The following is a 26,234-nucleotide window of genomic DNA, read 5'->3' on the forward strand; positions in this document are numbered from 1 at the left end:
CCCATAACGCCGTGACAGGGGGCGGAAGGGATCTCCTGCCCCGGGGTCCGCCCGACTACTTTTTCGGCAGTTCCCCACCCCGCGGGCTCCGCTCCCCCGGAGCCCGACGCCCCCGAACCCAAGGAGAGTGACGTGGAGACAACCGTGCTCCGCAGACGCGCCTTCGCCACCGGAGCCGCCGCCGTGGCCGTAGGCGCGCTCGCCCTCGCCGGCCTGACCGGTGTCGCCTCGGCCGACCCCGCCCAGGGCGCCGCGCCCACCGCCGACCACCTCTCACCAGGACTGCTCGACGCCATGCGGCGTGACCTCGGGCTGGACGCCACGCAGGCGAAGGCCCGGATAGCCGACGAGCACCGCGCGGCGACCGTGGCGGCGGCGCTGGAGAGGTCCCTCGGCGCGGACTTCGCCGGAGCCCGGCTGAGCGGTGGCACCGCCGTCCTCACCGTCTCGACCACCGATCGCTCCGACGTCGGGCGGATCACCGCCGCGGGTGCCCGTGCCGAAGTGGTCGCCCACAGCCTGGGCCGCCTGGAGGCCGCTCAGGCGGCCCTGGACGCGGTGGCCCGTGAGAAGGCCCCGACGGACGTACCTTCCTGGTACGTGGACATCAGCGGTAACCGCCTGGTGGTGAACGCCGCGGTCCCGCGTGCGGCGGACCGTCTCCTTGCCGCGGCGGGCGTCCCCCGCGACCTGGTGCGGATCGAGCGGTCGGACGAACAGCCCCGCGCCCTCGCGGATCTGCGGGGCGGTGACGCGTACTACATGAACGGTTCGGGCCGCTGTTCCATCGGCTTCCCCGTCAAGCGGGGCACCCAGAACGGCTTCGTCACCGCCGGACACTGCGGGACGGCCGGTGTCACCACCAGCGGGGTCAACCAGCAGGCGCAGGGAACCTTCCAGGGCTCCACCTTCCCCGGCCGCGACTACGCCTGGGTCGCCACCAACAGCAACTGGACGCCTCGCCCCCTGGTCAACGGGTACGGCAACGGCGACGTGACCGTCACCGGGTCCACCCAGGCCGTGGCCGGCTCCTCCGTCTGCCGCTCCGGTTCCACGACGGGCTGGCACTGCGGCACCATCCAGCAGCACAACAGCAGCGTCACCTACCCGGAGGGCACCATCACCGGGGTGACCCGGACCAGTGTCTGCGCCGAACCCGGCGACTCCGGCGGCTCGTTCATCTCCGGGAGCCAGGCCCAGGGCGTCACCTCCGGCGGCTCGGGCAACTGCTCCCAGGGCGGTACGACGTACTACCAGCCGGTCAATCCGGCGCTGTCCGCCTACGGGCTGACCCTCGTCACCAGCGGCACGCCCACCGACCCGCCGACCAACCCGCCCACCGAGCCGGGCGGCACCTGGGCGGCGGGCACCAGCTACGCCGCGGGCGCGACGGTCACCTACGGCGGCGTCACCTACCGCTGCCTCCAGGGCCACACGGCCCAGGCGGGCTGGCAGCCGCCGAACGTCCCCGCGCTCTGGCGGGCGATCTGACGCCGCCCGGCCGGTCGCCGTACCCGGACGGCCCCATCCGGGTACGGCGACGAGTCCGGGGGCATCCCCGGACACAGGCGGTGCCCGAGGGCGCGGTCAGCGGTTATTTGGCGTCCGAGTAGCGCTCGACGACCGCGACGCTGAACGGGAAGCGCACCGGTGTCTCCCCGAAGGCGATTCTCCCGGCCAGCGCCCCTGCTTCGCGGATCGCCTCCACCACCGTCGCCGCCTCGTCGGCCGGGCAGTGCACGATCACCTCGTCGTGCTGGAAGAAGACCAGCTCGGCGTCCATGCCGCCGGCGGCCAGCGTCCTGCGCAGCGCCGCCAGGAGCAGCAACGCCCACTCCGCGGCGCTGCCCTGCACCACGAAATTACGGGTGAAGCGTCCCCTGGCCCTGGAGTTCGACGAGGCGTACCCCGGGGTGTAGCCGTGGCCGGCCGCGTCGTCACCCGAGGACTCCTCCTCGCCGTCCTGGGGGATGCCCGCCTCCCCGGCCTCCTCCGCCCCGACGGCGGGCGGACTCGTGCGGCCCAGCCAGGTGCGGACGAGCCGCCCTTCCTCCCCGGCCTTCGCCGCGTCGTCCACGTAGGCCACGGCCTTGGGGAAACGCCGGCGCAGGGCCGCGAGGTTCTTCAGCCCGTCACCCGAGGTCTGGCCGTAGACGGCGCCCAGCAGGGCCAGCTTGGCGTGGTCGCGGTCACCGTGGAACGCCCGGTCGGACAGGGCCTTGTAGAGGTCACCGTCCTGTCCGGCGACCTCCATCAGCCCCGGGTCACGGGAGATCGCGGCGAGGACGCGCGGTTCCATCTGGTCGGCGTCCGCCACCACCAGCCGCCAGCCCTCGTCGGCGACGACCGCCTGGCGTATCACCTTCGGGATCTGCAGGGCCCCGCCGCCGTTCGTCGTCCAGCGCCCGGTGACCGTGCCTCCCGGCTGGTACTCCGGCCGGAAGCGGCCCTCGCGCACCCAGTCCTGGAGCCACCCCCAGCCGTGCGCCGTCCACAGGCGGTACAGCTTCTTGTAGCGGATGAGGGGTTCCACCGCCGGGTGGTCGACTCCCTCCAGCTCCCAGCGCCGGGTGGACCTCACCTTGATCCCGGCCTGGGCGAAGGCCTTCACGACGTCGGCCGGCAGGTCGGGGCGCACCCGCCTGCCGAAAGCGGCAGAGACCTCCTCCGCCGCTTCGGCCAGCCGGCGGGGCTCGCCACCGCCCGCGTAGCGGTCGCCGAGCAGACCGGTCAGCACCTCCCGGTGCACATCGGCCCGCCAGGGGAGACCCGACCGGTTCATCTCGGCGGCGACCAGCATGCCCGCGGACTCCGAGGCCGTGAGCAGCCGCATCCGCTCGGGGTGCGCGGCCGAGTCGTGGCGGCGCAGCTGCTCCGCGTAGACCTCCAGGAGCGCGTCGAAGGGCAGATCGGTCCCGGAGCCCGGTTCGAAGAGGGAGGACTGGGAGCCCGGCTCGGCCGAGCGGGGCGGCGGATCGGGCGGCACCGGTGCGTTGCGCAGCCGCGCCCAGGCGGCCGCGGCGGAGCGGGGTTCCCCGAGGCGGCCCTCGTGGCCGAGGAGCAGGAGCTCGGCGCACTCGATGTCGTAGCAGCGCTCGACCCGTACGCCCGCCGCGAGCAGCCGGGGATAGACCCCGGCGGTCGAGCGCCAGACCCAGCGGTCCACGTGGGGGCGGGAGCGGACGGACTCGACGAGATCCGGCTCCGCCAGGACCGGACCGGCGGGCAGGCCCTCGCGTGTCAGCGGCGCCAGGAGCGCACCACCGCCCTCAGCGGTGGCCAGGGCCCAGCGTTCGGTCATGGGCCGAGTCTCGCACCGGCCACTGACAGCGGCCCCGGGCTCGCCGTGCGGCCGCCCACCGGCGCCGGCGAGCGCCGACGGACAGGGCCTCAGGGGCCTGTGTCGAGCTCCCTGTCCGAGTCCCGTCGCCCGGCACTCCCCCCAAGCTCTTCGAGCGGGGTCCCACTCGCCGCACGGCACCCCAGGACAGGTGGCGCCGCCACATGACCTCACTCGCCGTACCCCGATCGCACGCACCGACCGCCCCGACGCCCGCCCTCCGGGCGGACGACGCGGAACTCGATACAGCCCCTAACCTGGCCGGATGGAATCGGTTACCGACCGGGCGTGCGCCGCGGCCCTGTATTCGGACGGCGACGCGGGCCTGGACGCGGGCGCCTCCCTCCTCGCCGCGGACCCGTCGTCCGACGCGGAGCTGCACCGCCGGGGCGAGGAGTTCCTCCGGCGCGCCTGGGCGCGCGGCTGGCAGCCCGCCGACGTCGTACGGACCGTCCGGCGCGAGCTGGACGAGGGCGGGGCGGCGCTCGTCTCCGCCCTGATCACGGCGGAGACCGCCGGATACGGGCAGCTCCCGCCGCGCTGGCCGGAACAGCTCGCCGCCCTGCCCGCCCCCGCGCCGCGCAACCGCCCGGACCGCTTCACCTACTGCTCGGCGCTGCTGGAGCTGTACCGCCTCCTGCTGCGCCTCCCCGTCATCGAGCCGGTCGGGCCGCCCCCGGGGGCGGCCGCCCGTGATCCGCACAGGCCGCCCGCGCACGGCGAACCGCGCATGCTCACCAGGATCCGGGCACTGCTCGCCAAGGCGGAGGCGACCGGATTCCCGGAGGAGGCCGAGGCGCTCACCACCAAGGCCCAGGAGCTGATGGCCCGGCACAGCATCGACGAGGCGCTCCTCGCCGCCCGTACGCACGACCCCGGCGCGCCGGGTGCTGTGAGGATCGGGGTGGACGCACCCTACGAGAGCGCGAAGGCGGTCCTGCTCGACTCCGTGGCCTCGGCGAACCGCTGCCGCGCCGTGTGGAACAGCGATCTCGGCTTCACCACGGTCGTGGGGTTCGAGCCCGACCTGGAGGCCGTGGAGCTGCTCTTCACCTCTCTGCTGGTCCAGGGAACCGCCGCGATGACGAAGGCGGAGGCCGGTCAGCGCGCGGGTGGGCGCCGCAGGACGAAGACCTTCCGCCAGTCCTTCCTGATGGCGTACGCGCAGCGCCTCGGCAGTCGGCTCGCGGCAGACACCGCCCGGGTCACCGAGGCCGCGGGATCCGAGGCGGGTTCCGGTGAAGGAGCGAGCGCCGGTGGGCTGCTGCCGGTCCTGGCCGCCAGGGACGTCGCCGTCACCGACACCGCGGAGCGCATGTTCCCGCGGACCACCACGACACGGCTGCGCGGGGCGACGGACGCCGAGGGATGGAACCACGGGACGGCTGCGGCCGACCAGGCACGGATGGGCGGATCGGGGCCGGAAATCCGACGTTAGACATCGCCGGGGGGCATAAGCCCGAGTTGTCGGGTAATCCCGATAGGCTCGGCTCATGAGCTGGCTCAGGGCGCTGAGGGAGACGGCCCGCTCGGGACTGTCGATCGAGCGGCGCCGTCTCGAACCGCTCATCGCGCTGCGCGGAGCCGCGGGCCTCGCCATCGTGATCGGGATCAGTTTCCTGCTGTTCGGCCCGGTGACCGCGGTGGGTTCCGCCTTCGGCGCCTTCCAGGCCGCGATCGCCACCTTCCAGCGCAGCTGGCGCCCCCGGCCGGTACTCGCCCTGGTCTCCGGGGCCAGTCTCGCCGTGTCCACCTTCGTCGGCTATCTCACCGTGACCCACACGGTGCTCTTCCTCGCCCTGCTGATGCTGTGGACGTTCGCCGCCGGGATGGCCTGGGCGGCGGGCCCGACGGGCGGCATCATCGCGGGCTCCAACGTCGCGATCATGCTGGTCACGGTCACCCTGCCCACCTCCGTGGCCGACGCGGCGCTGCACGCGTTGACGATCGCGTTCGGCGGGCTGGTCCAGGCGGCGCTGATCGTGCTGTTCCCGGTACGCAGGTGGGGCGCCCAGCGGGACGCGCTGGCCGACGCGCTCGCCGCCGAGGCGGACTACGCCCGCAGACTGCGCGAGGACCCGGTCGCGCCCTTCGACCCGGTCCCGCTGATGACCGCGCGCAGCGCAGCCGCCGTGACGCCCCGGCAGGCACGCAACCGCCCCGCCGATCTGCACGGCGCGCGCGGAGTGGCCGAGCGGTTGCGGCCGGTCCTGGCCTCGCTGGCGGATCCCGCCCTGGGCGTGCCGGCGGAGGGTCCGGAACGCTACTGGGTCTGGGAGATCCTCGGGGCCGCCGGCTCCCTGCTGGACTCCGCCGCCCGGGCGGTACGCCAGGGCGACCCGGTCCAGCTGGAGGAGACGGCTCTGTCCGTGCTGAAGTCGCCCGACACCGACGTCATCCTCACCGGCCCGCCGCGCCGCGCGGCCGACCGGCTCGTCTCCCTCCTGGCCGACGTCGTCGAGATCGCCGAGGGCACCGGCACGGACGACCGGACGCCGGGCGAACCGCTCGTCCCGCACCGGCGCCGGCCCACCCTGCTGAAGCTGGTCCCCGTCATCTACCGCTCCATGCGCCGGGAGCTGCGCCGGGGGTCGATGATCCTCCGGCACGCGGAACGGGTGACCGCGGTCGCCGCGTCCGGCTACCTCATCGGGACCGCGTTGCCCCTCGGCCATGGCTACTGGGCGCCCATGACCGCCGTGATGGTGATGCGCCCCGAGTTCACCCAGACGTACTCGCGCTCCATGGCCCGTTTCATGGGCACCGTGGTCGGCGTGGCCGTCGCCGGGGCGGTCGTCCAGGCTGCCCCGGCCGTGGGGGTCTCGGCCCTGCTCGCCGTGGTCAGCGCGGGGCTGATGTACCTGCTGATGCGCACGGGGTACGCGGTCAGCCAGGTGTGCGCCTCGGCCTACGTCGTGTTCCTGCTCGGGATGGCCGGCGACGACTGGGCGCAGAACGTGACCGAGCGGGTCGTCCTGACCCTTCTCGGAGGGTTGCTGGCCATGCTCGCGTACGCCGTCTACCCGGCCTGGGAGACCCCGAGGCTCCGTGACCGGCTCGCCGGGTGGGTGATCACGGACGGGCGGTACGCCGCCGCCGTACTCGACCGGTACGCCGATCCCACGTCCAGGACCCTGGACGAGGTGCGCGACGCCCTGCTCACCACCAGGGAGGCCCGCGTCGCCTGGCAGGAGTCGCTCGACCGGGCCCAGCACGAGCCGGTCCGCCACCGGGGGATCTCACGGACCTCCGCGGCCGACGCCCAGGACGCGCTCGCACAGTTCGGCCGGGTCACGATGCTGATGGAAGCCCATCTGCCCGCCGTGTCCGCCACTCCCGTGCCCGAGGCCGCCGAACTGGCCGAGGCGCTGCGCAGGGCAACCGAGGAGGGCGCGAAGGCGGTGCGGGAGCGCCGCGTCCCGGTCTGGGAGCCGGTGCGGGCGGCTCTGGCGCGCCAGGCCGACGAGACCGGGCCGCCCCCCGACTCGTTCGTGCGCAACGGGGCCATCCTGCTCCTGCGCGCCCTGGAGGACTTCTCCAGAGCCCTGGAGATCAGCAGCGGACGGGCCTGACCTCGGATCAGGGCGAGGGAAAGAGTTCCACCGGGCGTGCTGACGTCAGGCCAGGGGCGCGTCATATCTCGTCGGGATTCGCCACCGGAAGTCGGCGCGGGGCTACCTGAGCGTGCCGAACAACCTGGTTGTCCGGGAGCCGAATTGGCGATCTGTTCGTCTGTTACCCATAGAGGTGACGGAAGGGCGGGCGGACCGGGGAGAAAGCTGTAATCGCCCGCGTACCGCCCGTGCACGTGCATCTGCTCATGCATCGGCATATGAACACAGCTATGATCCGAGCTAGTTGACACTTGCACCTTGCAACTCGGGAGCGTCCTGTGCACCACGTGTACAACGGCATGGCGGCCACAGAGCTTCGCGGAGTCGTCTGGCAGAAGAGCAGGCACAGTAACTCCCAAGGATCATGCGTGGAGTTCGCGAAACTGCCCGGAGGGAATGTGGCGATGCGGAACTCGCGCCACCCCGACGGTCCGGCGCTCGTCTATACACCGGCGGAGATAGAGGCCCTGCTTCTGGGCGTCAAGGACGGGGAGTTCGACCACCTGGCCACCGGCGCCTGAGTGCGCGCGCTTCGGGCGTGAAGGGGCTGCGGAGTGATACGCGCGCCTTCCGGGACCGCCCGGTCGCGGTCGACCGGTCCCGCGGCGCGGGCGCGCCGCGGGGCGTCGGTCAGAGGGCGTCGGGGAAGGCGTCCAGCGAGACGCACTCGGGTATCGGGGCCGGGTGGTCGGTCAGCCGGAAGAGCGCCCAGACCACCTTGCCGATCCCGCCGTCGGCCGAGCTGTCGCCCGCGGGTACGGGTGAAGGGTGCCAGCCCCAGGAGTCGCTGAAGGACTCCACCAGGAAGAGACCCCGGCCCGACTCCGCCGAATCCGGTGCCTCGCCGGCCACGGGTCCCCGTTCGCTCGGATCGCGCACCGCGCAGACCAGGCGCGAACTCCAGCGCATGAGGTGCAGACGTACGGCGTTGTCCTGCCGCTCCCGGGCGGCCTCCGAGGGCAGGGCGTGCCGAAGCGCGTTGGTGACCAGCTCGGACACGACCAGGGCGACATCGTCGAAACGGTCTCCCAGGTCCCAGGAGCAGAGTGTCGTACGGGTGAACCGCCGGGCCCCGCCCACGGCTTCGTACCGGGCCGGAAGCGTGCAGGAGGCCGAACCCGCGACCGCCGAGGGGTCGATGGGGGGAAGGCCCTGCCGTAACGGCTCGAGCATCGTCGATCCATTCGTCCCCATGCGAGGCACTCCCGGGATTCGCGGCTGTAGCGGCACTGCTTCTGGCGGGCACTGCGGGTACAGCGGCACAACACGAACGAGCACGCAGGTGCGCAGGAGCCATGGTTCCGAATGCGCACGGCAGATGCAAGGGCAGATGCACGTGCACGTGACGGTTCTGGCCGGTACCGTGCCGGTAAGGGCTCATTTCTTCCGCTTCACAGTTTTGGAGCTTTCGGAAAGTCTTGCCATCTCTGTAATCGAATGAGTACGGGCTGAAGCGTTTTGGTGGCAGAATCCGGCTCCGGGGTTCGGGGGAACCCCGGTGTACGGGAAGCGATGGGGAGGGTCGGTAAGCCGGTGTCGGCAGGCGAGTCGAGTGGTTCTGTGGTGCGGCGCATCCTGCTGGGCTCACAGCTCAGACGTCTGCGCGAGTCGCGCGGTATCACCCGTGAGGCGGCCGGCTACTCCATCCGCGCCTCCGAATCGAAGATCAGCCGCATGGAGTTGGGACGGGTGAGCTTCAAGGCCAGGGACGTCGAGGACCTGCTCACGCTCTACGGAGTCACGGACGACGCGGAGCGGGACTCGCTCCTCGGTCTGGCCCGCGAGGCCAACGTGGCGGGCTGGTGGCACAGTTACGGCGACGTGCTGCCCGGGTGGTTCCAGACGTATATCGGTCTGGAGGGGGCGGCCTCGCTCATCCGGATCTACGAAGTCCAGTTCGTGCACGGGCTGTTGCAGACCGAGGCGTACGCCCACGCGGTGGTGGCCCGAGGTATGCCCGGTGCGCCCGCGGCCGAGATCGACCGAAGGGTCGCCCTGAGGCTGGCGAGGCAGAAGGCGCTGGTCTCCGAGCGTGCGCCTCGCTTTCACGCGGTGCTCGACGAGGCGGCGCTGCGCCGCCCCTACGGCGGCCCCGAGGTGATGCGCGCGCAGCTGCGGCATCTCATCGAGATGTCGGAGCAGCCGAACATCACGCTCCAGGTGATGCCCTTCAGTTTCGGGGGACATGCCGGGGAGAGCGGTGCGTTCACCATGCTGCGATTCCCGGAATCCGATCTGTCGGACATCGTCTATCTGGAACAGCTGACGAGCGCTCTCTATCTGGACAAGGCGGAAGAAGTCGCCCAGTACGAAAAGGCCATGATCCGGCTCCAGGAGGACAGCCCGGGTCCGGAGGAGAGCCGGGATCTTCTTCACGGACTCCTTCAACTGGTGTGATTCGACAGTACGATGGGACATCGACAGGAGTCTGCGCCTGAAGTAAGGGATTGCATGTCCTTCCTCAGTGAACTGTCCCGCCAGTACATCGACGGCGAGTGGCTGACCGGCGACGGTGAGTGGGACATCATTGATTTCAATCCCCGAAACGGCGAAAAGCTCTGTTCCATCACCGTGGCCACGGCGGGGGAAGTCGATTCGGCCTACCGGGCGGCGGAACGCGCGCAGCCCGAATGGGCCGGCACCCGTCCCGGTGAACGCCGCGCCGTTCTGGAGAAGGCCGCGCGGCTGCTGGACGAACGCCACGAAGAGACAGCCGAATTGATCGTCGGGGAAGTCGGTGTCTCCCGGGCCCTCGCCGACCACGAGGTGCGTGCCACGGGCCGGCTCCTCCGCGCGGCCGCGGGGCAGACCCGGGAGGCCGTGGCGGAGTTCCTGCCCTCGCTCGGCGACGGCAGGGAGAACCGCGTCTACCGCCTGCCCGTCGGGGTCGTGGGCGTGATCGGCGCCTGTGACTTCCCCCTGGCGGTCACGGCCAGGGCCGTGGCACCCGCACTCGCGCTCGGTAACGCCGTCGTGGTGAAGCCCCATCAGAGTGCCCCGATCGCCGGCGGGACTCTGGTCGCCCGGATCTTCGAGGAGGCGGGGCTGCCCGCCGGGCTGCTCAACGTGCTGATCACCGACAGCGCCGAGATCGGCGACAGCTTCATCGAGCACCCCGTGCCCAAGGTCATCTCGTTCACCGGCTCCGACCGGGTCGGCCGTCATGTGGCCGCCGTCGCGGCCGGGCTGTTCAAGCGGACCGTCCTCGAACTGACCAGCGGGAGCGCCCTGGTCGTCCTGGCGGACGCGGATCTCGGCCAGGCGGTACACGCGGCCGTACACGGCCGCGCACGCTTTTACGCGCGGCACGGCGAGGCCGCCGGGCGCATCCTGGTGGACCGGTCGGTGGAGGCTGAGTTCACCCGGCGGTTCACGGAAGCGGTGTCCGCCCTGCCCGCCGGGGACCCGCAGGACCGGGAGGACGCCGGTCGGCCCTACGCGCCGGAGTCCTTCGACGGCGAGGACGAGGCGGTACGCATCGTCAACGACAGCCCCCACGCCCTGAGCGGCGCGGTCCACACGGCGGACGCGGAGCGTGGCGTGCGGTTCGCCCGCCGGATACCCAGGGGCCTGTTCCACGTCAACGGGCTTGTCGAGCAGGACGATCCGGCGGAGACGCACGGCGGGGGGATCGGCTTCGGCCCGGCCGCCATGGACGCCTTCACCACCCGCAAGTGGATCTCCGTACAGCACGGGCGAACTGTCTTTCCCTTCTGACCCGGCGGGTAGCGGACAGTATCCGTCCTGATGGCTCCGTACGTTGAGGGCGCAAGCGGGCAGCAGCCCTCACGTCGCAGGAGGAGTCGTCATGGTCACCCACGTTCCCGCAGAGAAGCCCGGAGACGAGCGGGGCGCGCTCCTGGCCTTCGTCGAGGCCCAGAGGGGCGCGGTGCGGCGCTCGGTGCTCGGCCTCACGGAGGAGCAGGCGGCGAGTCGTCCGGGCGCGAGCGAGCTCTCCCTCTCCGGGCTGCTCAAGCACGTCGCCGAGATGGAGCTGAACTGGCTCCGCCTCGCCCAGCAGCGCCCGAACGAGAGGCAGCGTTCCGAGGCGACCTGGGGGGACAGCTTCCGCCTCGTGGACGACGAGACGGTCCCGGAGATGCTGGAGTTCTGGTCGGGGGTGGCCGCGGAGACCGAGGCGTTCATCCGTAACGACGTCGAATCCATGGACGACACCTTCCCGCTCCCCCCGGCCCCCTGGTACCCCGAGGACGAGCACTGTTCGATGCGCTGGCTGCTCGTTCATCTCGTCGAGGAGATCGCCCGCCACGCGGGTCACGCAGACATCCTCCGCGAGACTCTGGACGGCCGGACCGCGCTCGATCTGGTCGCGGAGGAGGCGGGCTACGCTGACCGGAGCTGAACGCGAAGGGGTGCCATGTCGGTGATCCGTCTCCTGGTCCTGGGGGCTGTGCGACGGCACGGCCGGGCGCACGGCTACCAGGTGCGCAACGACCTGGAGTACTGGGGCGCCCACGAGTGGTCCACCGCCAAGCCGGGGTCGATCTACCACGCGCTCAAGCAGATGGCGAAGCAGGGACTGCTCCTCGCCCACGAGGTGGCCCCCTCCACGGCCGGCGGCCCTCCCCGGACCGAGTACGAGATCACCGGGCGCGGCACCGAGGAGTTCTTCGCCCTGCTGCGCTCATCGCTCACCTCGTACGACCGGGGTGTCGAGGTGCTCTCGGCCGGCATCGGCTTCATCGTCGAGCTGGAGCGCGCCGAGGCGGTGGCCCTCCTCGAACGGCGTATCGCCGCCATCGAGGGGTGGCGCGCCTCGGTCATGGAGCACTGGATCCCTGCCGACGGTCCCGAGGCACTCGGCCACATCGGCGAGATCATGAACATGTGGATCCACTCGGCGGATGCGGGGGCGGAGTGGACCCGGGGCCTGATCGGCCGCATCGAGGCGGGTGCCTACACCTTCGCGGACGAGGGGGAGCCCTTCGCGGGGGTGCTCCCCGAGGGCCGGGAGGACCCGTACGCCACCGGGGTCCCCGGCCCCGGCTCCACCCGCTGACCGTCGCCGGGGGTTCCCGGCCCCGGCGACCCGTTGACCGTCGCCGGGTCCCTTCCCTCAGTGGTGAAACGCGGTTCCGGGTCCCTTGTCCCGGCTCAACGGGTGCGTCTGGGAACGGAGTTCGGGCAACAGGTCGCGGAGGTCGTCCATCAGCAGCTCCGCGAGGTCCGAGGAGAATCCGTTCCGGCAGACGACGCGCAGCACCGAGAGGTCCTGGCGGTTGGCGGGGAAGGTGTACGCCGGGACCAGCCAGCCACGCTCGCGGAGCCGCCTCGACACGTCGAAGACGTCGTAGGCCTTCACGCCGGGTTCCGTCGTCACCGCGAACACCGGGAGTTCGTCGCCCCGCGTCAGCAGCCTGAAGTCCTCCAGCGCCTCGAACTCCCCGGCGAGACGCCCCGCGATGTCCCGGGACGCCTGCTGGACGGCCCGGTAGCCCTCCCGGCCCAGCCGGAGGAACGTGTAGTACTGCGCGACCACCTGCGCGCCGGGCCGGGAGAAGTTCAGGGCGAAGGTCGGCATGTCACCGCCCAGGTAGTTGACCCGGAACACCAGCTCCTCCGGCAGCTCGGCCGGCGAGCGCCACAGCGCCCAGCCCACGCCCGGATAGACCAGGCCGTACTTGTGGCCTGAGGTGTTGATGGAGGAGACGCGGGGGAGCCGGAAGTCCCACACCAGGTCCGGGTCGAGGAACGGCGCCACCATCGCCCCGGACGCCCCGTCCACATGGACGGGGATGTCGAGCCCGGTGCGCTCCTGGAGATCGTCCAGCGCGGCGCAGAGCTCAGCGATCGGCTCGTAGGAGCCGTCGAAGGTGGAGCCGAGGATCCCGACCACGCCGATGGTGTTCTCGTCGCAGAGCTCGGCGGCCGCCTGCGGGTCCAGATGGAAGCGTTCACCCTCCATCGGCACCTGGCGGGGCTCGACCTCCCAGAAGGTGCAGAACTTCTCCCAGCAGACCTGGACGTTGACACCCATCACCAGATTGGGCCGGGCGGACGCCGGATAGCGGTCGGGGTTCCTCGCGGCCCACCGCCGCTTCAGGGCCATCCCGGCGAGCATGCAGGCCTCGCTGGAGCCGGTGGTGGAGCAGCCCACGGCGGTGGAGGGGTCGGGAGCGTTCCAGAGGTCGGCGAGCATCGCCGTACAGCGCCTCTCCAGCTCGGCCGTCCTCGGGTACTCGTCCTTGTCGATCATGTTCTTGTCCCGGCACTCGGCCATCAGCACGCCGGCCTGGGGCTCCATCCAGGTGGTGACGAAGGTGGCGAGGTTGAGCCGGGAGTTGCCGTCGAGCATCAGCTCGTCGTGCACCAGTCGGTAGGCCGTGGCCGGTGGCAGCGGGCCGTCGGGGAGGACGTGCGTCGGCGGCGCCGCGACCATCGGCGCGGTCGGGTCGGCCTCGCCGAAGAACGGGTTGAGGGCGAGTCTGCGGTGCTCCTCGGAGGGAGCGGGCTTGCCGTGCGAACCCTGGTGGAGCGGCATCGAAGGGTGTCCCCTCAGCTCTCGGACGCGAGTCCGGTCTTGATGGCCCGGGTGAACTTCACGACACGCTCCGCCTGCACGCGCGCGGCGGTCAGGGTCTGCTCGGCGACCGGGATGTCGCCCTGCCCGGAGACGTGGGAGGTGCCGTACGGATTGCCGTCGACGAACTTGGAGGGATCGGTGTAGCCGGGGGCCACGAGGATGCCGCCGAAGTGGTGGATGGTGTTGTACAGCGCCAGCAGGGTGGACTCCTGGCCCCCGTGGGCGGTGCTGCTCGCCGTGAAGCCGCTGTAGACCTTGTCGGCGAGCTTGCCGGCCTGCCAGAGGCCGCCGAGCGTGTCGAGGAACTGCTTGAGCTGGGCGGCGACGTTGCCGTACCGGGTGGGTGTTCCGAGGATCACCGCGTCCGCCCACTCCATGTCGTCCGGCGTGACCTCGGCGATGTCCGCGGTCGCCTTCGCGTGCTCGGCCCAGACCGGGTTGGCTTCGATCGCCGCCTGGGGCGCGAGCTCGGCGGCCTTCCGGAGGCGGACCTGGGCGCCGGCGTTCTCGGCGTCCTTCGCGATGGCCTTGGCGATGGCGGAGATGGTGCCGGTGGAGGAGTAGTAGACGACGGCGACATTGACGGACGTGGGCATGGGGGCTCCGGAGCGGTGGACGTGTGGGGGGCGGGGAGGGCCTGGAAGAGCGGTTCAGGACCTGCTGATCACGGCGGCCGTGCCATAGGCGCAGACCTCGGTGCCCACGTCGGCCGCCTCGCTCACGTCGAAGCGCATCATCAGCACGGCGTTGGCCCCGCGGGCCCTCGCCTGCTCGACGAGCCGCTCCATCGCCTGGTTGCGGGTCTCGACGAGGGTCTTCGTCAGGCCCTTCAGCTCGCCGCCGATCATCGACTTCAGACCGGCCCCGATCTGGCTGCCGAGGTGGCGGGAGCGGACGGTGAGTCCGAACACCTCGCCGATGACCTGCGTCACGTGGTGACCGGGCACGTCGTTCGTGGTGACGACGAGCACGTCCGCCTGGGGGGTCTGTCCGCCGCCGAAGTCCTCGATGCTCATGATGTGGCACCTCCTGCGGAGAAGCTTCGCGCCGGTCCCGCCCGCGTGCATCCCCGCTTACGCCAGTGGAACCCAGGCGTCCCCCTCCGCGTTGATAGCTTGGGACGGCCACGCAGCCGCCGCACATCGACCGACCCTGGAGCCCGGACCCTTGAATACGCTTGCGCTCGGCCCGAGCTGGCTGGACCCGGATTACCTGCTCAACACCTTCGGGCTTCCCGGCCTCCTGCTCATCGTGTTCGCCGAGTCGGGGCTGCTCATCGGCTTCTTCCTCCCCGGCGACTCCCTGCTGTTCACCACGGGTCTCCTGGTGACCACGGGCGATCTGAAGTACCCCCTGTGGCTGGTGTGCGTGCTGGTCGCCCTGGCGGCGATCATCGGCGACCAGGTCGGTTACCTCTTCGGCCGCAAGGTGGGGCCGGCCCTCTTCAAGCGCCCGGACTCCCGGCTCTTCAAGCAGGAGAACGTCGAGAAGGCCCACGAGTTCTTCGAGAAGTACGGGCCCAAGTCGCTGGTGCTCGCGCGCTTCGTCCCCATCGTCCGCACGTTCACGCCGATCATCGCCGGTGTGAGCCGGATGGACTACCGCTCCTTCATCACCTTCAACATCATCGGCGGCGTCCTCTGGGGCGTCGGGGTGACGCTGCTCGGGGCGGCCCTGGGCCGGATCGACTTCGTGCACGAGAACATCGAGATGATCCTCATCCTGATCGTGCTCGTCTCCGTGGTCCCGATCGCGATCGAGTTCCTGCGGGCGCGCTCCAAGTCGAAGAAGGAGGGCGCCGGGGGGCAGGGTGGCCACGGCTCCTCCGACGGGACCCCGGGCTCCGGCCCCCGCGGCACCGCGGGCGACGACGGCCAGGACTCCACCGCCCACCGCTTCACGAACGAGCAGGCGGCCCCCTTCGGCTCCGCCCCGTACGCCGCTGACCCGTACGGCCGAGGCGGCACGTACGACGCCCGGGACACCGCGTACGGCGAGGGGCAGCAGGCCGGGTACGGCGACGCCCAGGGCGGCCGGTACGCCGGAGGCGAGCAGGGCCAGTACGGCGGGCAGTACCCCCAGCAGGGTCAGTACGGCCAGGCGGGTCAGTACGGCCAGGCGGATCAGTACGGCCAGCAGGGCCAGTACCCCCAGCAGGGGCAGCAGGGCCAGTACGGGCAGTACCCCCAGCAGGGGCAGTACGGCCAGGCGGACCAGTACGGCCGGCAGGGGCAGTACGGCGGCCAGCAGGACCACCAGCAGGGGCAGTATGGCGGCCAGCAGGGCCAGTACGGCAGCCAGTACGGCCGGCAGGGCCAGTACGGCGGTCAGGCAGGGCAGTACGACCAGTACGGTCAGGGCGATCAGCAGGCCGCGTACGGCCGGCCGGGTGAGTACGGCGCTGCGCAGGCCGGCCCTTACGGCGGCTACGGCGAGGCCCGGCAGCCCGGCCCGTACGACGAGGGTGCCCCTGGCCAGGACGACGACCCCGGCCGGTACGGCCGGCGAAACGGCCGCTGAGACCTCGCACACCGACGCAAGGTGCCCCGGACCCCACGTGGGGTCCGGGGCACCTTGCGTCGGTCAGAAGCCCCTGGTCCGCTTTGCGGCCCGGCGCGCCCCGCCCTCGACCGCACCCGGCACCCGCATGAACAGCCGGGAGATCTCGCTCCCGAGATTGACCCCGATGGCGATCGCCAGCGCCGTCGCCACTGCCGTGGAGAGCGAGGCGAGCCCGGTGTCCACCTGGTTCTGCGCGACGCCCAGCAGACCGAAGTACGTCGCCGAACCGGGCAGCAGCGGGCCGATGGCCGCGGTGATGTACGGCAACGACGAGTTGAAGCGGTAGCGGGAGAGCAACTGGCCGAAGAGGCCGACCAGCCCGGCCGCGACCGCCGTGGCGGCCACCGGGGAGATCCCGCCGGTGCGGGACATCGCTCCGAAGATCACCCAGGCCACACCTCCGTTGAGGGTCACCGCCAGCACCGTGGACCGCTCCTGCTGGAGGAGGACCGCGAAGGCCAGTGTCAGCGCCATCGCGGCCAGGATCTGGAGCCCTGGCCTGTCGTTGGGCACCAACCGTTCCTCCGGGTTGAGCGCCGCACCGAGCTGGACCCCGAGGTAGAGCATCAGCAGCACGCCCGCCACGATGCCGATGACCAGGTACATGACCTCAAGGAGCCGGGCCCCTGCGGTCAGGTAGTAGCCGGTCAGACCGTCCTGAACCCCGGCGACCAGCGCCCGCCCCGGCAGCAGGGCGAACAGCCCACCGGTGATCACTGCGGAGGGCCGTACGTCGGTCGAGTGGGTCAGGGTGAGAGCGATGCCCATCGCCGCCGGAGGCATGGCCGCGACGGTGAACTGGTAGAACTCCGGCAGCCCGCGACCCGCGCAGAGCCAGGCCAGCCGGTCACCGAGCATCGCACCCGCCGCCGCCACCAGGAAGACCAGCACCCCACCGCCGACCAGCATCGAGGCCGAGCCGGCGAGCAGCCCGGCGGCCGCCGTCAGCACCCATCCGGGGTACGGGTGGCGGTTACGCCGGATCTCGGCGAGCCGCCGGTAGGCCTCCTCCAGCGAGACTTCGACGTGCTCCGCCGTGGTGATGTCGTCGATGAGCCGGAACACCGCGGCCAAGCGGGTGTAGTCGGTGCCTCTCCGGCGCACGGTCCGGCTCGCCGTCACGGGGTCGTCGACCAGGGAGGGCTGGTGCGAGATGGACAGCAGGGTGAAGGTGACCGTCGGCTCGCAGCGGTCGAGCCCGTAGGAGTGCGCCACCGCGAACATGGCCGCCTCGACGTCCTCGGCCCCCTCACCGCCCGCGAGCAGCAGCTCCCCGATACGCAGCGTCAGGTCGAGGACGCGCGGTACGGCGGGCCCTGAGTCGTCCGTCTTCTGGATGGTCTCGGGGGCCGGACGCTCGAACACAGGCATCCGCAGCATCGTCCGCATCCGGTCCTGCCAAGGAGCCTCCTTGGTGAGCCGGATCATCGGGATGCCGTGCGCGGGGGTGAAGGTGGGCGGCTGCTGCTGCGCGTTGTACCCGCTCGGGGGGACGAACGCGGACGACAGCGTGTCGGAGCCCGAACCGCTCCCCGGGCCGGAAGCGGAACCCTGGCCGGGGCCCGAGGAGCCCGCCGGGTCCGTCTGCACGCCCGCCGGAAGGGCGAATTCCGATGTCGGATGGTCGTCGTCGGAGGGGGCTGCCGGCTGGTCCACACCGGCCGGTGGGACGAAGGCGCTGCGCGCCTCGTCGGACTGGGGCTTCTGGTCCTCGGGACCGCCCTGTTCCGCCACCACTCGACCTCGTTCCTGCTAGACCGTCCGTTCCGGCTGCGCTTCTGCCCAGTATGAGCACGCTCATGGGCCGTCACACGCAACGGGCGGCGCACCCGTGAAGGTGCGCCGCCCGTCGTTCGTACGGTCAGCAGGGCCGCCAGGCCCTCGGTACCGGCATCACGCGTCTCCCGCCCTCAAGCGGAATCCGCGCAGACACGGTGTCAGTGCTTGCCGCCCTGCGCCTCGAGGCGCTTGTAGGAGGCCTCGATCTCGGCCTCGGCCTCGGCGCGGCCGACCCAGTCGGCGCCCTCGACGGACTTGCCCGGCTCGAGGTCCTTGTAGACCTCGAAGAAGTGCTGGATCTCCAGGCGGTCGAACTCCGACACGTGGTGGATGTCGCGCAGGTGCTCCACGCGGGGGTCGGACGCGGGGACGCACAGCAGCTTGTCGTCGCCGCCGGCCTCGTCGGTCATCCGGAACATGCCGATGGCGCGGCACTTGATGAGGCAGCCCGGGAAGGTCGGCTCGTCCAGGATGACGAGGGCGTCCAGCGGGTCGCCGTCCTCGCCGAGGGTGTTCTCCACGAACCCGTAGTCGGCCGGGTAGCTGGTCGAGGTGAAGAGTCGACGGTCCAGGCGGATCCGACCGGTCTCGTGGTCCACCTCGTACTTGTTCCGCGAACCCTTCGGGATCTCGATGGTGACGTCGAACTCCACGGGTGGCTCCTCCATGATCAACACATACGACTGGTGGTTAAGTGTCCCTCACGCAGACGAGTGCTCGCGAAAGGGGCTGGTCAACGGTGGCCGAGCCGGTGGAACGACCGACGGACGAACCGTTGAACAGGTGGGGCGGGTGGAAAACCCCGAAGTACCTGAAGCGCGGGAGCGGGGCGGACGACCTGCGGCTCGTCGCGGGCTCCGCGGTGCTGGGCCTGGTGGTCGCCGCCGGTGCCGTCCTCGCCGCCGGTCCCTGGGACTCCGGTCAGCGTAAGGCCGAGCGGGACCTGGTGGCCGTCCAGCAGCACTCAGGTGGCGCACATCACGAAGAGGGCGCGCCCGACGGGCCTGCCCCCGCACCCAGCGCACCGGCCGTCCTCGGCGCCCTCGGCACGGCGGAGGGCCTCACCACCGCGGCGGGCGCGGGGGATCTGAAAGCCGCCCTCACCCCCCTCCTGGACGTGCCCGCCCTCGGTTCCGTACGCACCGGCGTGGTCGTCGACACCGCGACCGGCAAACAGGTGTACGCGCGGGGCGCAGGCACACCCATGACACCGGCCTCCACGGTGAAGATCGCCACCACCGCCGCCGCTCTCTCGGCGCTCGGACCGGACCACCGGATCGCGACGAAGGCGGTGCTCTCCCCGGACTCCCGGACGCTCACCCTCGTGGGCGGCGGCGACCCCACCCTGGGCGAGGCGGACCTGCGCGCCCTCGCCAGGGGTGCCGCCCGGGCCCTTCAGGACGGCGGGACCGCGACCGTCCGGCTGGCCTACGACACCTCCCGGTACTCCGGCCCGGCCCTCCACCCCATCGGCCCCAACGAGAACATCGCGCCCGTCAGCGCGCTCATGGCCGACGAGGGCCGTCTCGACGAGAGCCGCAAGGGCCCCGCCCCCCGCTCGGCCGATCCGGCGGGTGACGCCGCACGCGCCTTCTCGGACCTGCTCACGGACGCCGGGGTCACGGTCCGGTCCGCCCCCGTGTCGGGACGCGCCGTACAGGGTTCCCGGACCGTGGCCACCCACCTGTCGCAGCCGCTGTCCGCCCTGGTCGAACGGGCGCTGACCAACAGCGACAACGACATCGCCGAGGCCCTCGCCCGGCAGACCGCGCTGAAGGCGGGGGAGCCCGCGTCCTTCGCCGGGGCGCGCCGGGCCGTCACCGCGCGGATGAAGGCCCTCGGTCTTCCCCTTGCCGGGACCCGTTTCGCCGACGGAAGCGGGCTCGACCGCGCCGACAAGGTGACGGCGGGCCTCCTGGCCCAGTTGCTCGCGCTCGCCGCGGGACCGGACCATCCCGAGCTCAGGCCCGTCCTCACGGGCCTGCCCGTCGCAGGGTTCAGTGGCACGCTCGGCGACCGCTACACCGCCACCTCGCCCGCGACCGGCCTGGTCAGGGCCAAGACGGGCACCCTCACCGGGGTGAACAGCCTCGCCGGGACGGCGGTGGACGCCCAGGGCCGACTGCTCTCCTTCGCCTTCCTGGCCTCGGGCACCACGTCCCCGGGCGATGCGGAAGCCTCACTCGACACCCTGGCGACCACCCTCACCAAAGGCGGCCGGTGAGCGACTGACACCCCACCACGGAGCGACCACCTCACGTACGGTTGACGCATGACGAGCATCGGTGGTGCCGAGATGGTCGACTGGAATCTCGCGGTCGCGACCGCGACCCGATTCGTTCGGCCGGGTCCCGAGATCAGCCGCGAGGAGGCGCGTGCCGTCGTCGCGGAGCTCCGCAGGCATGCCAAGGCCTCAGAAGAGCACGTTCGTTCGTTCACCCGGATGATTCCGGAGGGCCACGAACCCGAGGACACCCCGGTCCTGGTCGTCGACCGGGCGGGCTGGATCAGGGCCAACGTCGCGGGCTTCCGCGAACTGCTGCGTCCCCTCCTCGGCAAGATGCAGGACCGCCGCGGCGGCGGCCCCGGCAACGCGGTGCTCGGAGCCGTCGGCGGCAAGGTCACCGGCGTCGAACTCGGCATGCTGCTCTCCTTCCTGGCCTCCCGGGTGCTCGGGCAGTACGAGACCTTCGCCCCGGCCACCCGCGAGCTCCCCGCCTCGTCCGAGGGCGGCGGAAGGCTCCTGCTGGTCGCCCCCAACATCGTCCACGTCGAGCGTGAACTCGAGGTCGACCCGCACGACTTCAGGCTCTGGGTGGCGCTCCACGAGGAGACGCACCGCACCCAGTTCACCGGTGTCCCCTGGCTCCGCGACCACCTGCAGGGCGAGATCCAGGCGTTCCTCGACGAGACCGACGTCGACCCGATGACCGTCCTGGAACGCCTCAGGGAGGCCGTGCAGGCCTTCTCCGGCGGCAGCCGCCCCGAGGCGGAGCGCGGGGAGGAGGGCGACGACGCCGGGCGCAGCCTCGTCGAGATCGTCCAGACGCCCTCCCAGCGGGAGATCCTGGGACGGCTCACCGCCGTGATGTCGCTGCTCGAGGGGCACGCGGACTTCGTCATGGACGGAGTGGGCCCCGAGGTGGTCGCCTCCGTCGGCGAGATCCGCGAGAAGTTCCAGCAGCGCAGGGCGCGCGGCGCGGGCCGCCTGGACCTGGCGCTGCGCAAACTCCTGGGGCTCGACGCGAAGCTGCGCCAGTACCGCGACGGCGAGAAGTTCGTCCGAGCCGTCGTCGAGGAGGTCGGGATGGACGGGTTCAACCGGGTGTGGACGTCGCCCAACACCCTTCCCACCAAGGCCGAGATCGCCGCGCCGGCGGAGTGGGTGGCGAGGGTCCACCGAAAGGCCGATTCCTGATCACATTCGGTCCGGTGGCAAGGAGATTGCCTCTCCAATCACCCATCCGGGGGACCATGGAGGCATGGGAGGGCGTGCAATGCTCGATGAACAGCTTGGCTCTGTCACCATCGACGCACTCTGAGTGACGGGACTCCCGTTCCGCGCGCTCCGAGGCAGCCCCCGAAACTTCACCCGAAGGGCACCGGACATGGGTCCCCATCCTGCGGTCGCGGCGATACGCCTGGCGGTCCGCCGCGTACTCCACGACGTCGTCGCCGAACACAACCGTCATATCGAACAGGCCGGACACGCCGAGTTCGCCGAAGCAGGGGCCGGCGGGCGGTGTTCCACGCTCCCCGAGCGGCCCGGCACCCCGCTGGTGCTCGTCGCGTGCTCCGGAGGTGCCGACTCCATGGCCCTCGCCTCCGCCCTCGCCTTCGAGTCGCGCAAACTGCCCGTCCGCGCCGGCGGCATCACGGTCGACCACAATCTCCAGCCCGGTTCCGGGCTCCGCGCCGACGAGGTCGTCGCCCGCCTCACCGAGATGGAGCTCGATCCGGTCGAGGCCGTCGCCGTGCACGTCGGACGCGACGGCGGGCCCGAGGCCGCCGCACGGGACGCGCGCTACGCCGCTCTGGACGCCGCCGCCGAACGCCTCGGCGCGGCCGCGGTTCTCCTCGGACACACCCGTGACGACCAGGCCGAGACGGTCCTGCTGGGCCTCGCCCGGGGTTCCGGCATCCGTTCGCTCTCCGGGATGGCCGCGGCATCGGGCCCGGCGGGCCGCTACCGCCGCCCCTTCCTCCAACTCGACCGGCAGACCGCCCGCAAGGCCTGCATGGTCCAGTCGATCCCCGTCTGGGACGACCCCCACAACATCGACCCGGCCTACACCCGCTCCCGGCTGCGGCACGAGGGCCTGCCCGCGCTGGAGAAAGCGCTGGGCAAGGGCGTGGTGGAGGCACTCGCCCGTACGGCCCAGCTCTCCCGCGACGACGCGGACGCCCTGGACACCTGGGCCGCCGACGCCGCCCGCTCGGTATGTGACGACGCCGGGCGCCTGGAGTGCGGCAAGCTCTCCGTCCTGCCGCCCGCGGTACGCCGCCGGGTGCTGCGCCGCGCGGTGATCGACGCCGGATCCCCGGCCGGTTCGCTCTTCGCCCGCCACATCGAGGAAGTCGACCGGCTCATCACCGGCTGGCGGGGCCAGGGCGCCATCAACCTGCCCGGCCGCGTCGAGGTGCGGCGTCAGGGTGGCAGACTGGTCATCCGGCAGAGCTGAAGCGCAGCGGCTGAAGTGCAGGCGAGACGCCGTTCCGGCCTGGGGAGCAGTCCCGGTCCGGCGGGGCAGGGAAAGAGACGCGGGTGAACGAGAAGGACATGGGCACCGACCTCCAGTCGGTGCTCCTCACCAAGGAAGAGATCGACGCGAAGCTGGTCGAGCTCGCGGCGAAGATCGACGCGGAGTACGCGGGCAAGGATCTCCTCATCATCGGTGTGCTCAAGGGTGCCGTGATGGTCATGGCGGACCTGGCGCGCGCGCTGTCCACTCCCGTCACCATGGACTGGATGGCCGTCTCGTCCTACGGCGCGGGCACCCAGTCCTCGGGCGTCGTCCGGATCCTCAAGGACCTCGACACCGACATCAAGGGCCGGCACGTCCTGATCGTCGAGGACATCATCGACTCGGGTCTGACGCTGTCCTGGCTGCTGACCAACCTCGGCTCGCGGGAACCCGCGAGCCTGGAGGTCTGCACCCTGCTCCGCAAGCCGGACGCGGCGAAGGTCGCGATCGACGTGAAGTGGGTCGGCTTCGACATCCCCAACGAGTTCGTCGTCGGGTACGGACTCGACTACGCGGAGAAGTACCGCAACCTCCCCTTCGTCGGGACGCTCGCGCCCCACGTCTACGGCGGCTGAGGAAGCTCGCCCGACGGGCCGGCCGAACCCGGCCGGAGTCCCGGGAACCCTCGTGGTGACCGGGCCGTTGGAGCCTTCGAAGACAGGTTTGCCGTACCTCCCCTGCGGTCACGGGTGACAATGCTGGGGTACCGTCCGAAGAACAGTCTTTTCTCACAGCAGCATTTACCTACGGGCAGGAGGGACGGGGCGACTTTCGCTCCGTATGGATGGACGTGAAGCGATACTTCCGTGGGCCGGTCATGTGGATCGTGCTGGCCGTCCTCGCCGTGGTCGTGCTGATGCAGGTCGTCGGCTCGTCCGGCGGCTACAAGACGGTGGACACCGGCAAGGTGATCCAGGCGATCAGTAAGAACCAGGTGGAGCAGGCCAAGCTGACCACCGGTGACGAACAGATCCTTAAGATCGAGCTGAAGGACGGCCAGAAGCTCCAGGGCGAGTCCGGCAGCAAGTTCCAGGCGAGCTACATCGGCAATCAGGGCGTCGAGCTCGCCGACACCCTGCAGCAGAAGTTCGAGAGCGGTGACATCGAGAAGGGCTACACCGTCTCGCCGTCGAAGCAGTCCCCGTTCGTCTCGATCCTTCTCTCGCTGCTGCCCTTCGTCCTGATCGTGGTCGTCTTCCTGTTTCTGATGAACCAGATGCAGGGCGGCGGCTCCAAGGTCATGCAGTTCGGCAAGTCCAAGGCCAAGCTGATCACCAAGGACACGCCGAAGACGACGTTCGCCGACGTGGCGGGGTCGGACGAGGCCGTCGAGGAGCTCCACGAGATCAAGGAGTTCCTCCAGGAGCCGGCGAAGTTCCAGGCCGTCGGCGCCAAGATTCCCAAGGGTGTCCTGCTGTACGGGCCGCCCGGTACGGGCAAGACCCTGCTCGCCCGCGCGGTCGCGGGTGAGGCCGGCGTCCCGTTCTACTCGATCTCCGGTTCCGACTTCGTCGAGATGTTCGTCGGTGTCGGTGCGTCCCGTGTCCGGGACCTCTTCGAGCAGGCCAAGGCGAACGCCCCGGCCATCGTCTTCGTCGACGAGATCGACGCGGTCGGACGCCACCGCGGCGCCGGCATGGGCGGCGGACACGACGAGCGCGAGCAGACGCTCAATCAGCTGCTCGTCGAGATGGACGGCTTCGACGTGAAGGGCGGCGTCATCCTGATCGCCGCCACCAACCGGCCGGACATCCTGGACCCGGCACTGCTGCGTCCCGGACGCTTCGACCGGCAGATCGCCGTCGACCGGCCGGACATGCAGGGCCGTCTCGAGATCCTCAAGGTCCACCAGAAGGGCAAGCCCGTCGCGGAGGACGTCGACCTCACCGCGGTGGCGCGCCGTACGCCCGGCTTCACCGGTGCCGACCTGTCGAACGTGCTGAACGAAGCCGCGCTCCTGACGGCGCGCAGCGACAAGAAGCTGATCGACAACCACTCGCTCGACGAGGCCATCGACCGTGTCGTGGCGGGCCCGCAGAAGCGGACCCGGATCATGTCCGAGAAGGAGAAGAAGATCACCGCGTACCACGAGGGCGGACACGCCCTGGTCGCGGCGGCCTCTCCCCAGTCGGACCCGGTCCACAAGATCACGATCCTCTCCCGCGGTCGCGCCCTCGGTTACACGATGGTGCTCCCGGAGGAGGACAAGTACTCCACCACCCGCAACGAGATGCTCGACCAGCTGGCGTACATGCTGGGTGGGCGCGCGGCGGAGGAGCTGGTCTTCCACGACCCGACGACAGGCGCGGCGAACGACATCGAGAAGGCCACCGCCACGGCCCGCGCGATGGTCACGCAGTACGGCATGACCGAGCGTCTCGGAGCGATCAAGTTCGGCGGCGACAACACCGAGCCGTTCGTGGGCCGGGAGATGGGCCATCAGCGCGACTACTCGGAAGAGGTCGCGGCGCTCGTCGACGAAGAGGTCAAGAAGCTCATCGAGACCGCGCACAACGACGCGTGGGAGATCCTCGTCGAGAATCGCGACATCCTCGACGCCCTGGTCCTGGAGCTCCTCGAGAAGGAGACGCTCGGCAAGGAGCAGATTGCCGAGATCTTCGCCCCGATCGTGAAGCGCCCGGCCCGTCCGGCGTGGACCGGTTCCGCCCGGCGCACCCCGTCGACCCGTCCGCCCGTGCTCTCTCCCAAGGAGCTCGCCCTCACCAACGGCGCCGCCAACGGTTCGGGCACCCCGGAGATCGCGCCGACGGACATCACGAAGAACACCGGCTCCTCCACGGAGGCGCTCCCCGAGGATCGCCCGGAGAGCTGAGCCGACCGGTGTGGCCCCTCTCACGGGGGCTCCACCAGGCCCGGAATGGATGCCGCGCCCCCCAGGTTCTAGCCTGTGGGGGCGCGGCTTTTTCGTCGGGACCGTGCTGCGTCCCCCGCATTTCAGTGAGGTCCGGGCGGGCCGCGCATGTGATCGCACACAGGAACGAGGCACAGATGACCGACCCGGTGACGCTCGACGGGCAGGGCTCGATCGGCGTATTCGACCAGAAGCGGGCCGAGTCCGCCGTACGTGAACTGCTCATCGCGGTCGGGGAGGACCCCGACCGTGAAGGGCTCCGGGAGACCCCCGGCCGGGTGGCGCGTGCGTACAAGGAGATATTCGCGGGCCTCCACCAGGAGCCCGAGGACGTCCTGACGACCACCTTCGACCTGGGCCACGACGAGATGGTGCTGGTCAAGGACATCGAGGTCTTCAGTACCTGTGAGCACCACCTCGTGCCGTTCCGTGGCGTGGCGCACGTCGGGTACATCCCGGCGACCTCGGGCAAGATCACGGGCCTGTCGAAGCTCGCCAGGCTGGTCGACGTCTACGCGCGGCGGCCCCAGGTGCAGGAACGGCTCACCACGCAGATCGCCGAGTCGCTGATGGCGATCCTGGAGCCGCGCGGAGTGATCGTCGTCGTCGAGTGCGAGCACATGTGCATGTCGATGCGCGGTATCCGCAAGCCGGGGGCGAAGACACTCACCTCCGCGGTCCGCGGTCAGCTGCGCGACCCGGCGACACGCGCCGAGGCGATGAGCCTCATCATGGCGCGCTGACCGGGACGGACAGCGCGGGACGGACCTGATCAGGA

22 protein-coding genes are annotated in these 26,234 nt (G+C 71.0%); 15 read left to right on the top strand and 7 right to left on the bottom strand.

All coding sequences use genetic code 11. The features are described 5' to 3' along the window. Positions 1 to 132 precede the first annotated feature (132 nt). Positions 133 to 1,491, top strand: coding sequence for a carbohydrate-binding protein (locus ACGFNN_RS20470; RefSeq protein ID WP_393557636.1), 1,359 nt, complete (start codon positions 133 to 135; stop codon positions 1,489 to 1,491). Between the two features lie 103 nt (positions 1,492 to 1,594). Here the strand turns inward: ACGFNN_RS20470 and ACGFNN_RS20475 are convergent, their stop codons facing one another. Then, positions 1,595 to 3,301: a bifunctional 3'-5' exonuclease/DNA polymerase gene (locus tag ACGFNN_RS20475; protein ID WP_393557638.1), complete on the bottom strand. Its 1,707-nt coding sequence runs from the start codon at positions 3,299 to 3,301 to the stop codon at positions 1,595 to 1,597. Positions 3,302 to 3,605: 304 nt separating this feature from the next. Between ACGFNN_RS20475 and ACGFNN_RS20480 the strand changes: the two genes are divergently transcribed. From ACGFNN_RS20480 to ACGFNN_RS20490, 3 genes are all read left to right on the top strand, one after another. Next, a complete protein-coding gene (locus tag ACGFNN_RS20480; RefSeq protein ID WP_393557640.1) occupies positions 3,606 to 4,778 on the top strand; it encodes a DUF2786 domain-containing protein in 1,173 nt (390 codons plus the stop codon). Positions 4,779 to 4,833: 55 nt separating this feature from the next. Then, positions 4,834 to 6,912 (top strand): FUSC family protein, encoded by a 2,079-nt coding sequence (locus tag ACGFNN_RS20485; protein WP_393557642.1) that lies wholly within the window; start codon positions 4,834 to 4,836, stop codon positions 6,910 to 6,912. Positions 6,913 to 7,232: 320 nt separating this feature from the next. Beyond that, positions 7,233 to 7,475: a DUF397 domain-containing protein gene (locus ACGFNN_RS20490; RefSeq protein ID WP_327117265.1), complete on the top strand. Its 243-nt coding sequence runs from the start codon at positions 7,233 to 7,235 to the stop codon at positions 7,473 to 7,475. Positions 7,476 to 7,584: 109 nt separating this feature from the next. Here the strand turns inward: ACGFNN_RS20490 and ACGFNN_RS20495 are convergent, their stop codons facing one another. Then, positions 7,585 to 8,127 (bottom strand): ATP-binding protein, encoded by a 543-nt coding sequence (locus ACGFNN_RS20495; RefSeq protein WP_362546389.1) that lies wholly within the window; start codon positions 8,125 to 8,127, stop codon positions 7,585 to 7,587. A gap of 339 nt (positions 8,128 to 8,466) precedes the next feature. Here ACGFNN_RS20495 and ACGFNN_RS20500 point away from each other — a divergent pair, with 339 nt between their 5' ends. The 4 genes from ACGFNN_RS20500 to ACGFNN_RS20515 all read left to right on the top strand — a co-directional run bounded on the left by ACGFNN_RS20500 (position 8,467) and on the right by ACGFNN_RS20515 (position 11,974). After that, positions 8,467 to 9,351, top strand: a complete 885-nt coding sequence (locus ACGFNN_RS20500) for a helix-turn-helix domain-containing protein (RefSeq protein ID WP_393557644.1) — start codon at positions 8,467 to 8,469, stop codon at positions 9,349 to 9,351. A 54-nt stretch (positions 9,352 to 9,405) separates the two neighbouring features. After that, on the top strand, positions 9,406 to 10,671 hold the full coding sequence (locus ACGFNN_RS20505) for an aldehyde dehydrogenase family protein (RefSeq protein ID WP_393557646.1): 1,266 nt from the start codon (positions 9,406 to 9,408) through the stop codon (positions 10,669 to 10,671). A 91-nt stretch (positions 10,672 to 10,762) separates the two neighbouring features. Next, a complete protein-coding gene (locus tag ACGFNN_RS20510; protein ID WP_393557648.1) occupies positions 10,763 to 11,317 on the top strand; it encodes a DinB family protein in 555 nt (184 codons plus the stop codon). 15 nt (positions 11,318 to 11,332) lie between these two features. After that, a complete protein-coding gene (locus ACGFNN_RS20515; protein ID WP_393557650.1) occupies positions 11,333 to 11,974 on the top strand; it encodes a PadR family transcriptional regulator in 642 nt (213 codons plus the stop codon). A 57-nt stretch (positions 11,975 to 12,031) separates the two neighbouring features. Here ACGFNN_RS20515 and ACGFNN_RS20520 read toward each other — a convergent pair whose 3' ends face one another. From ACGFNN_RS20520 to ACGFNN_RS20530, 3 genes are read right to left on the bottom strand one after another with little or no spacing between them, the layout of a single operon-like run. Beyond that, positions 12,032 to 13,456, bottom strand: a complete 1,425-nt coding sequence (locus tag ACGFNN_RS20520; protein ID WP_393557652.1) for a glutamate decarboxylase — start codon at positions 13,454 to 13,456, stop codon at positions 12,032 to 12,034. A gap of 14 nt (positions 13,457 to 13,470) precedes the next feature. Then, complete coding sequence (gene wrbA, locus ACGFNN_RS20525) at positions 13,471 to 14,094, bottom strand: NAD(P)H:quinone oxidoreductase (RefSeq protein WP_362546408.1); 624 nt, start codon at positions 14,092 to 14,094, stop codon at positions 13,471 to 13,473. Positions 14,095 to 14,148: 54 nt separating this feature from the next. Further along, entirely contained in the window at positions 14,149 to 14,514 is a 366-nt protein-coding gene (locus ACGFNN_RS20530; RefSeq protein ID WP_362546411.1) for a YbjQ family protein, read from the bottom strand. Positions 14,515 to 14,665: 151 nt separating this feature from the next. On the opposite strand from ACGFNN_RS20530, the gene ACGFNN_RS20535 reads away from it, so the two are divergent. Next, a complete protein-coding gene (locus tag ACGFNN_RS20535; RefSeq protein ID WP_393557654.1) occupies positions 14,666 to 16,018 on the top strand; it encodes a DedA family protein in 1,353 nt (450 codons plus the stop codon). Between the two features lie 63 nt (positions 16,019 to 16,081). On the opposite strand, the gene ACGFNN_RS20540 is transcribed toward ACGFNN_RS20535, so the two are convergent. After that, positions 16,082 to 17,797, bottom strand: coding sequence for a threonine/serine exporter ThrE family protein (locus tag ACGFNN_RS20540; protein ID WP_393557656.1), 1,716 nt, complete (start codon positions 17,795 to 17,797; stop codon positions 16,082 to 16,084). A 200-nt stretch (positions 17,798 to 17,997) separates the two neighbouring features. Further along, the gene (locus ACGFNN_RS20545) at positions 17,998 to 18,492 is read right to left on the bottom strand and encodes an inorganic diphosphatase (protein WP_037691000.1); all 495 of its coding nucleotides are present in this window, start codon (positions 18,490 to 18,492) and stop codon (positions 17,998 to 18,000) included. An 86-nt stretch (positions 18,493 to 18,578) separates the two neighbouring features. Here ACGFNN_RS20545 and dacB point away from each other — a divergent pair, with 86 nt between their 5' ends. The 6 genes from dacB to folE all read left to right on the top strand — a co-directional run bounded on the left by dacB (position 18,579) and on the right by folE (position 26,199). Then, positions 18,579 to 20,063, top strand: a complete 1,485-nt coding sequence (dacB, locus tag ACGFNN_RS20550) for a D-alanyl-D-alanine carboxypeptidase/D-alanyl-D-alanine-endopeptidase (protein WP_393557658.1) — start codon at positions 18,579 to 18,581, stop codon at positions 20,061 to 20,063. Between the two features lie 48 nt (positions 20,064 to 20,111). Then, complete coding sequence (locus ACGFNN_RS20555) at positions 20,112 to 21,257, top strand: zinc-dependent metalloprotease (protein WP_362546423.1); 1,146 nt, start codon at positions 20,112 to 20,114, stop codon at positions 21,255 to 21,257. A 190-nt stretch (positions 21,258 to 21,447) separates the two neighbouring features. After that, complete coding sequence (gene tilS / locus ACGFNN_RS20560; protein WP_393557660.1) at positions 21,448 to 22,521, top strand: tRNA lysidine(34) synthetase TilS; 1,074 nt, start codon at positions 21,448 to 21,450, stop codon at positions 22,519 to 22,521. Between the two features lie 98 nt (positions 22,522 to 22,619). Then, the gene (gene hpt / locus ACGFNN_RS20565; protein WP_362546529.1) at positions 22,620 to 23,159 is read left to right on the top strand and encodes a hypoxanthine phosphoribosyltransferase; all 540 of its coding nucleotides are present in this window, start codon (positions 22,620 to 22,622) and stop codon (positions 23,157 to 23,159) included. A gap of 209 nt (positions 23,160 to 23,368) precedes the next feature. Beyond that, positions 23,369 to 25,417: an ATP-dependent zinc metalloprotease FtsH gene (gene ftsH / locus ACGFNN_RS20570; protein ID WP_393557662.1), complete on the top strand. Its 2,049-nt coding sequence runs from the start codon at positions 23,369 to 23,371 to the stop codon at positions 25,415 to 25,417. A gap of 176 nt (positions 25,418 to 25,593) precedes the next feature. After that, the gene (gene folE, locus ACGFNN_RS20575; protein ID WP_362546432.1) at positions 25,594 to 26,199 is read left to right on the top strand and encodes a GTP cyclohydrolase I FolE; all 606 of its coding nucleotides are present in this window, start codon (positions 25,594 to 25,596) and stop codon (positions 26,197 to 26,199) included. The last annotated feature ends 35 nt before the right edge of the window (positions 26,200 to 26,234 follow it).

This window comes from Streptomyces sp. NPDC048590 (genome assembly GCF_043199535.1).
GTDB lineage: Bacteria > Actinomycetota > Actinomycetes > Streptomycetales > Streptomycetaceae > Streptomyces.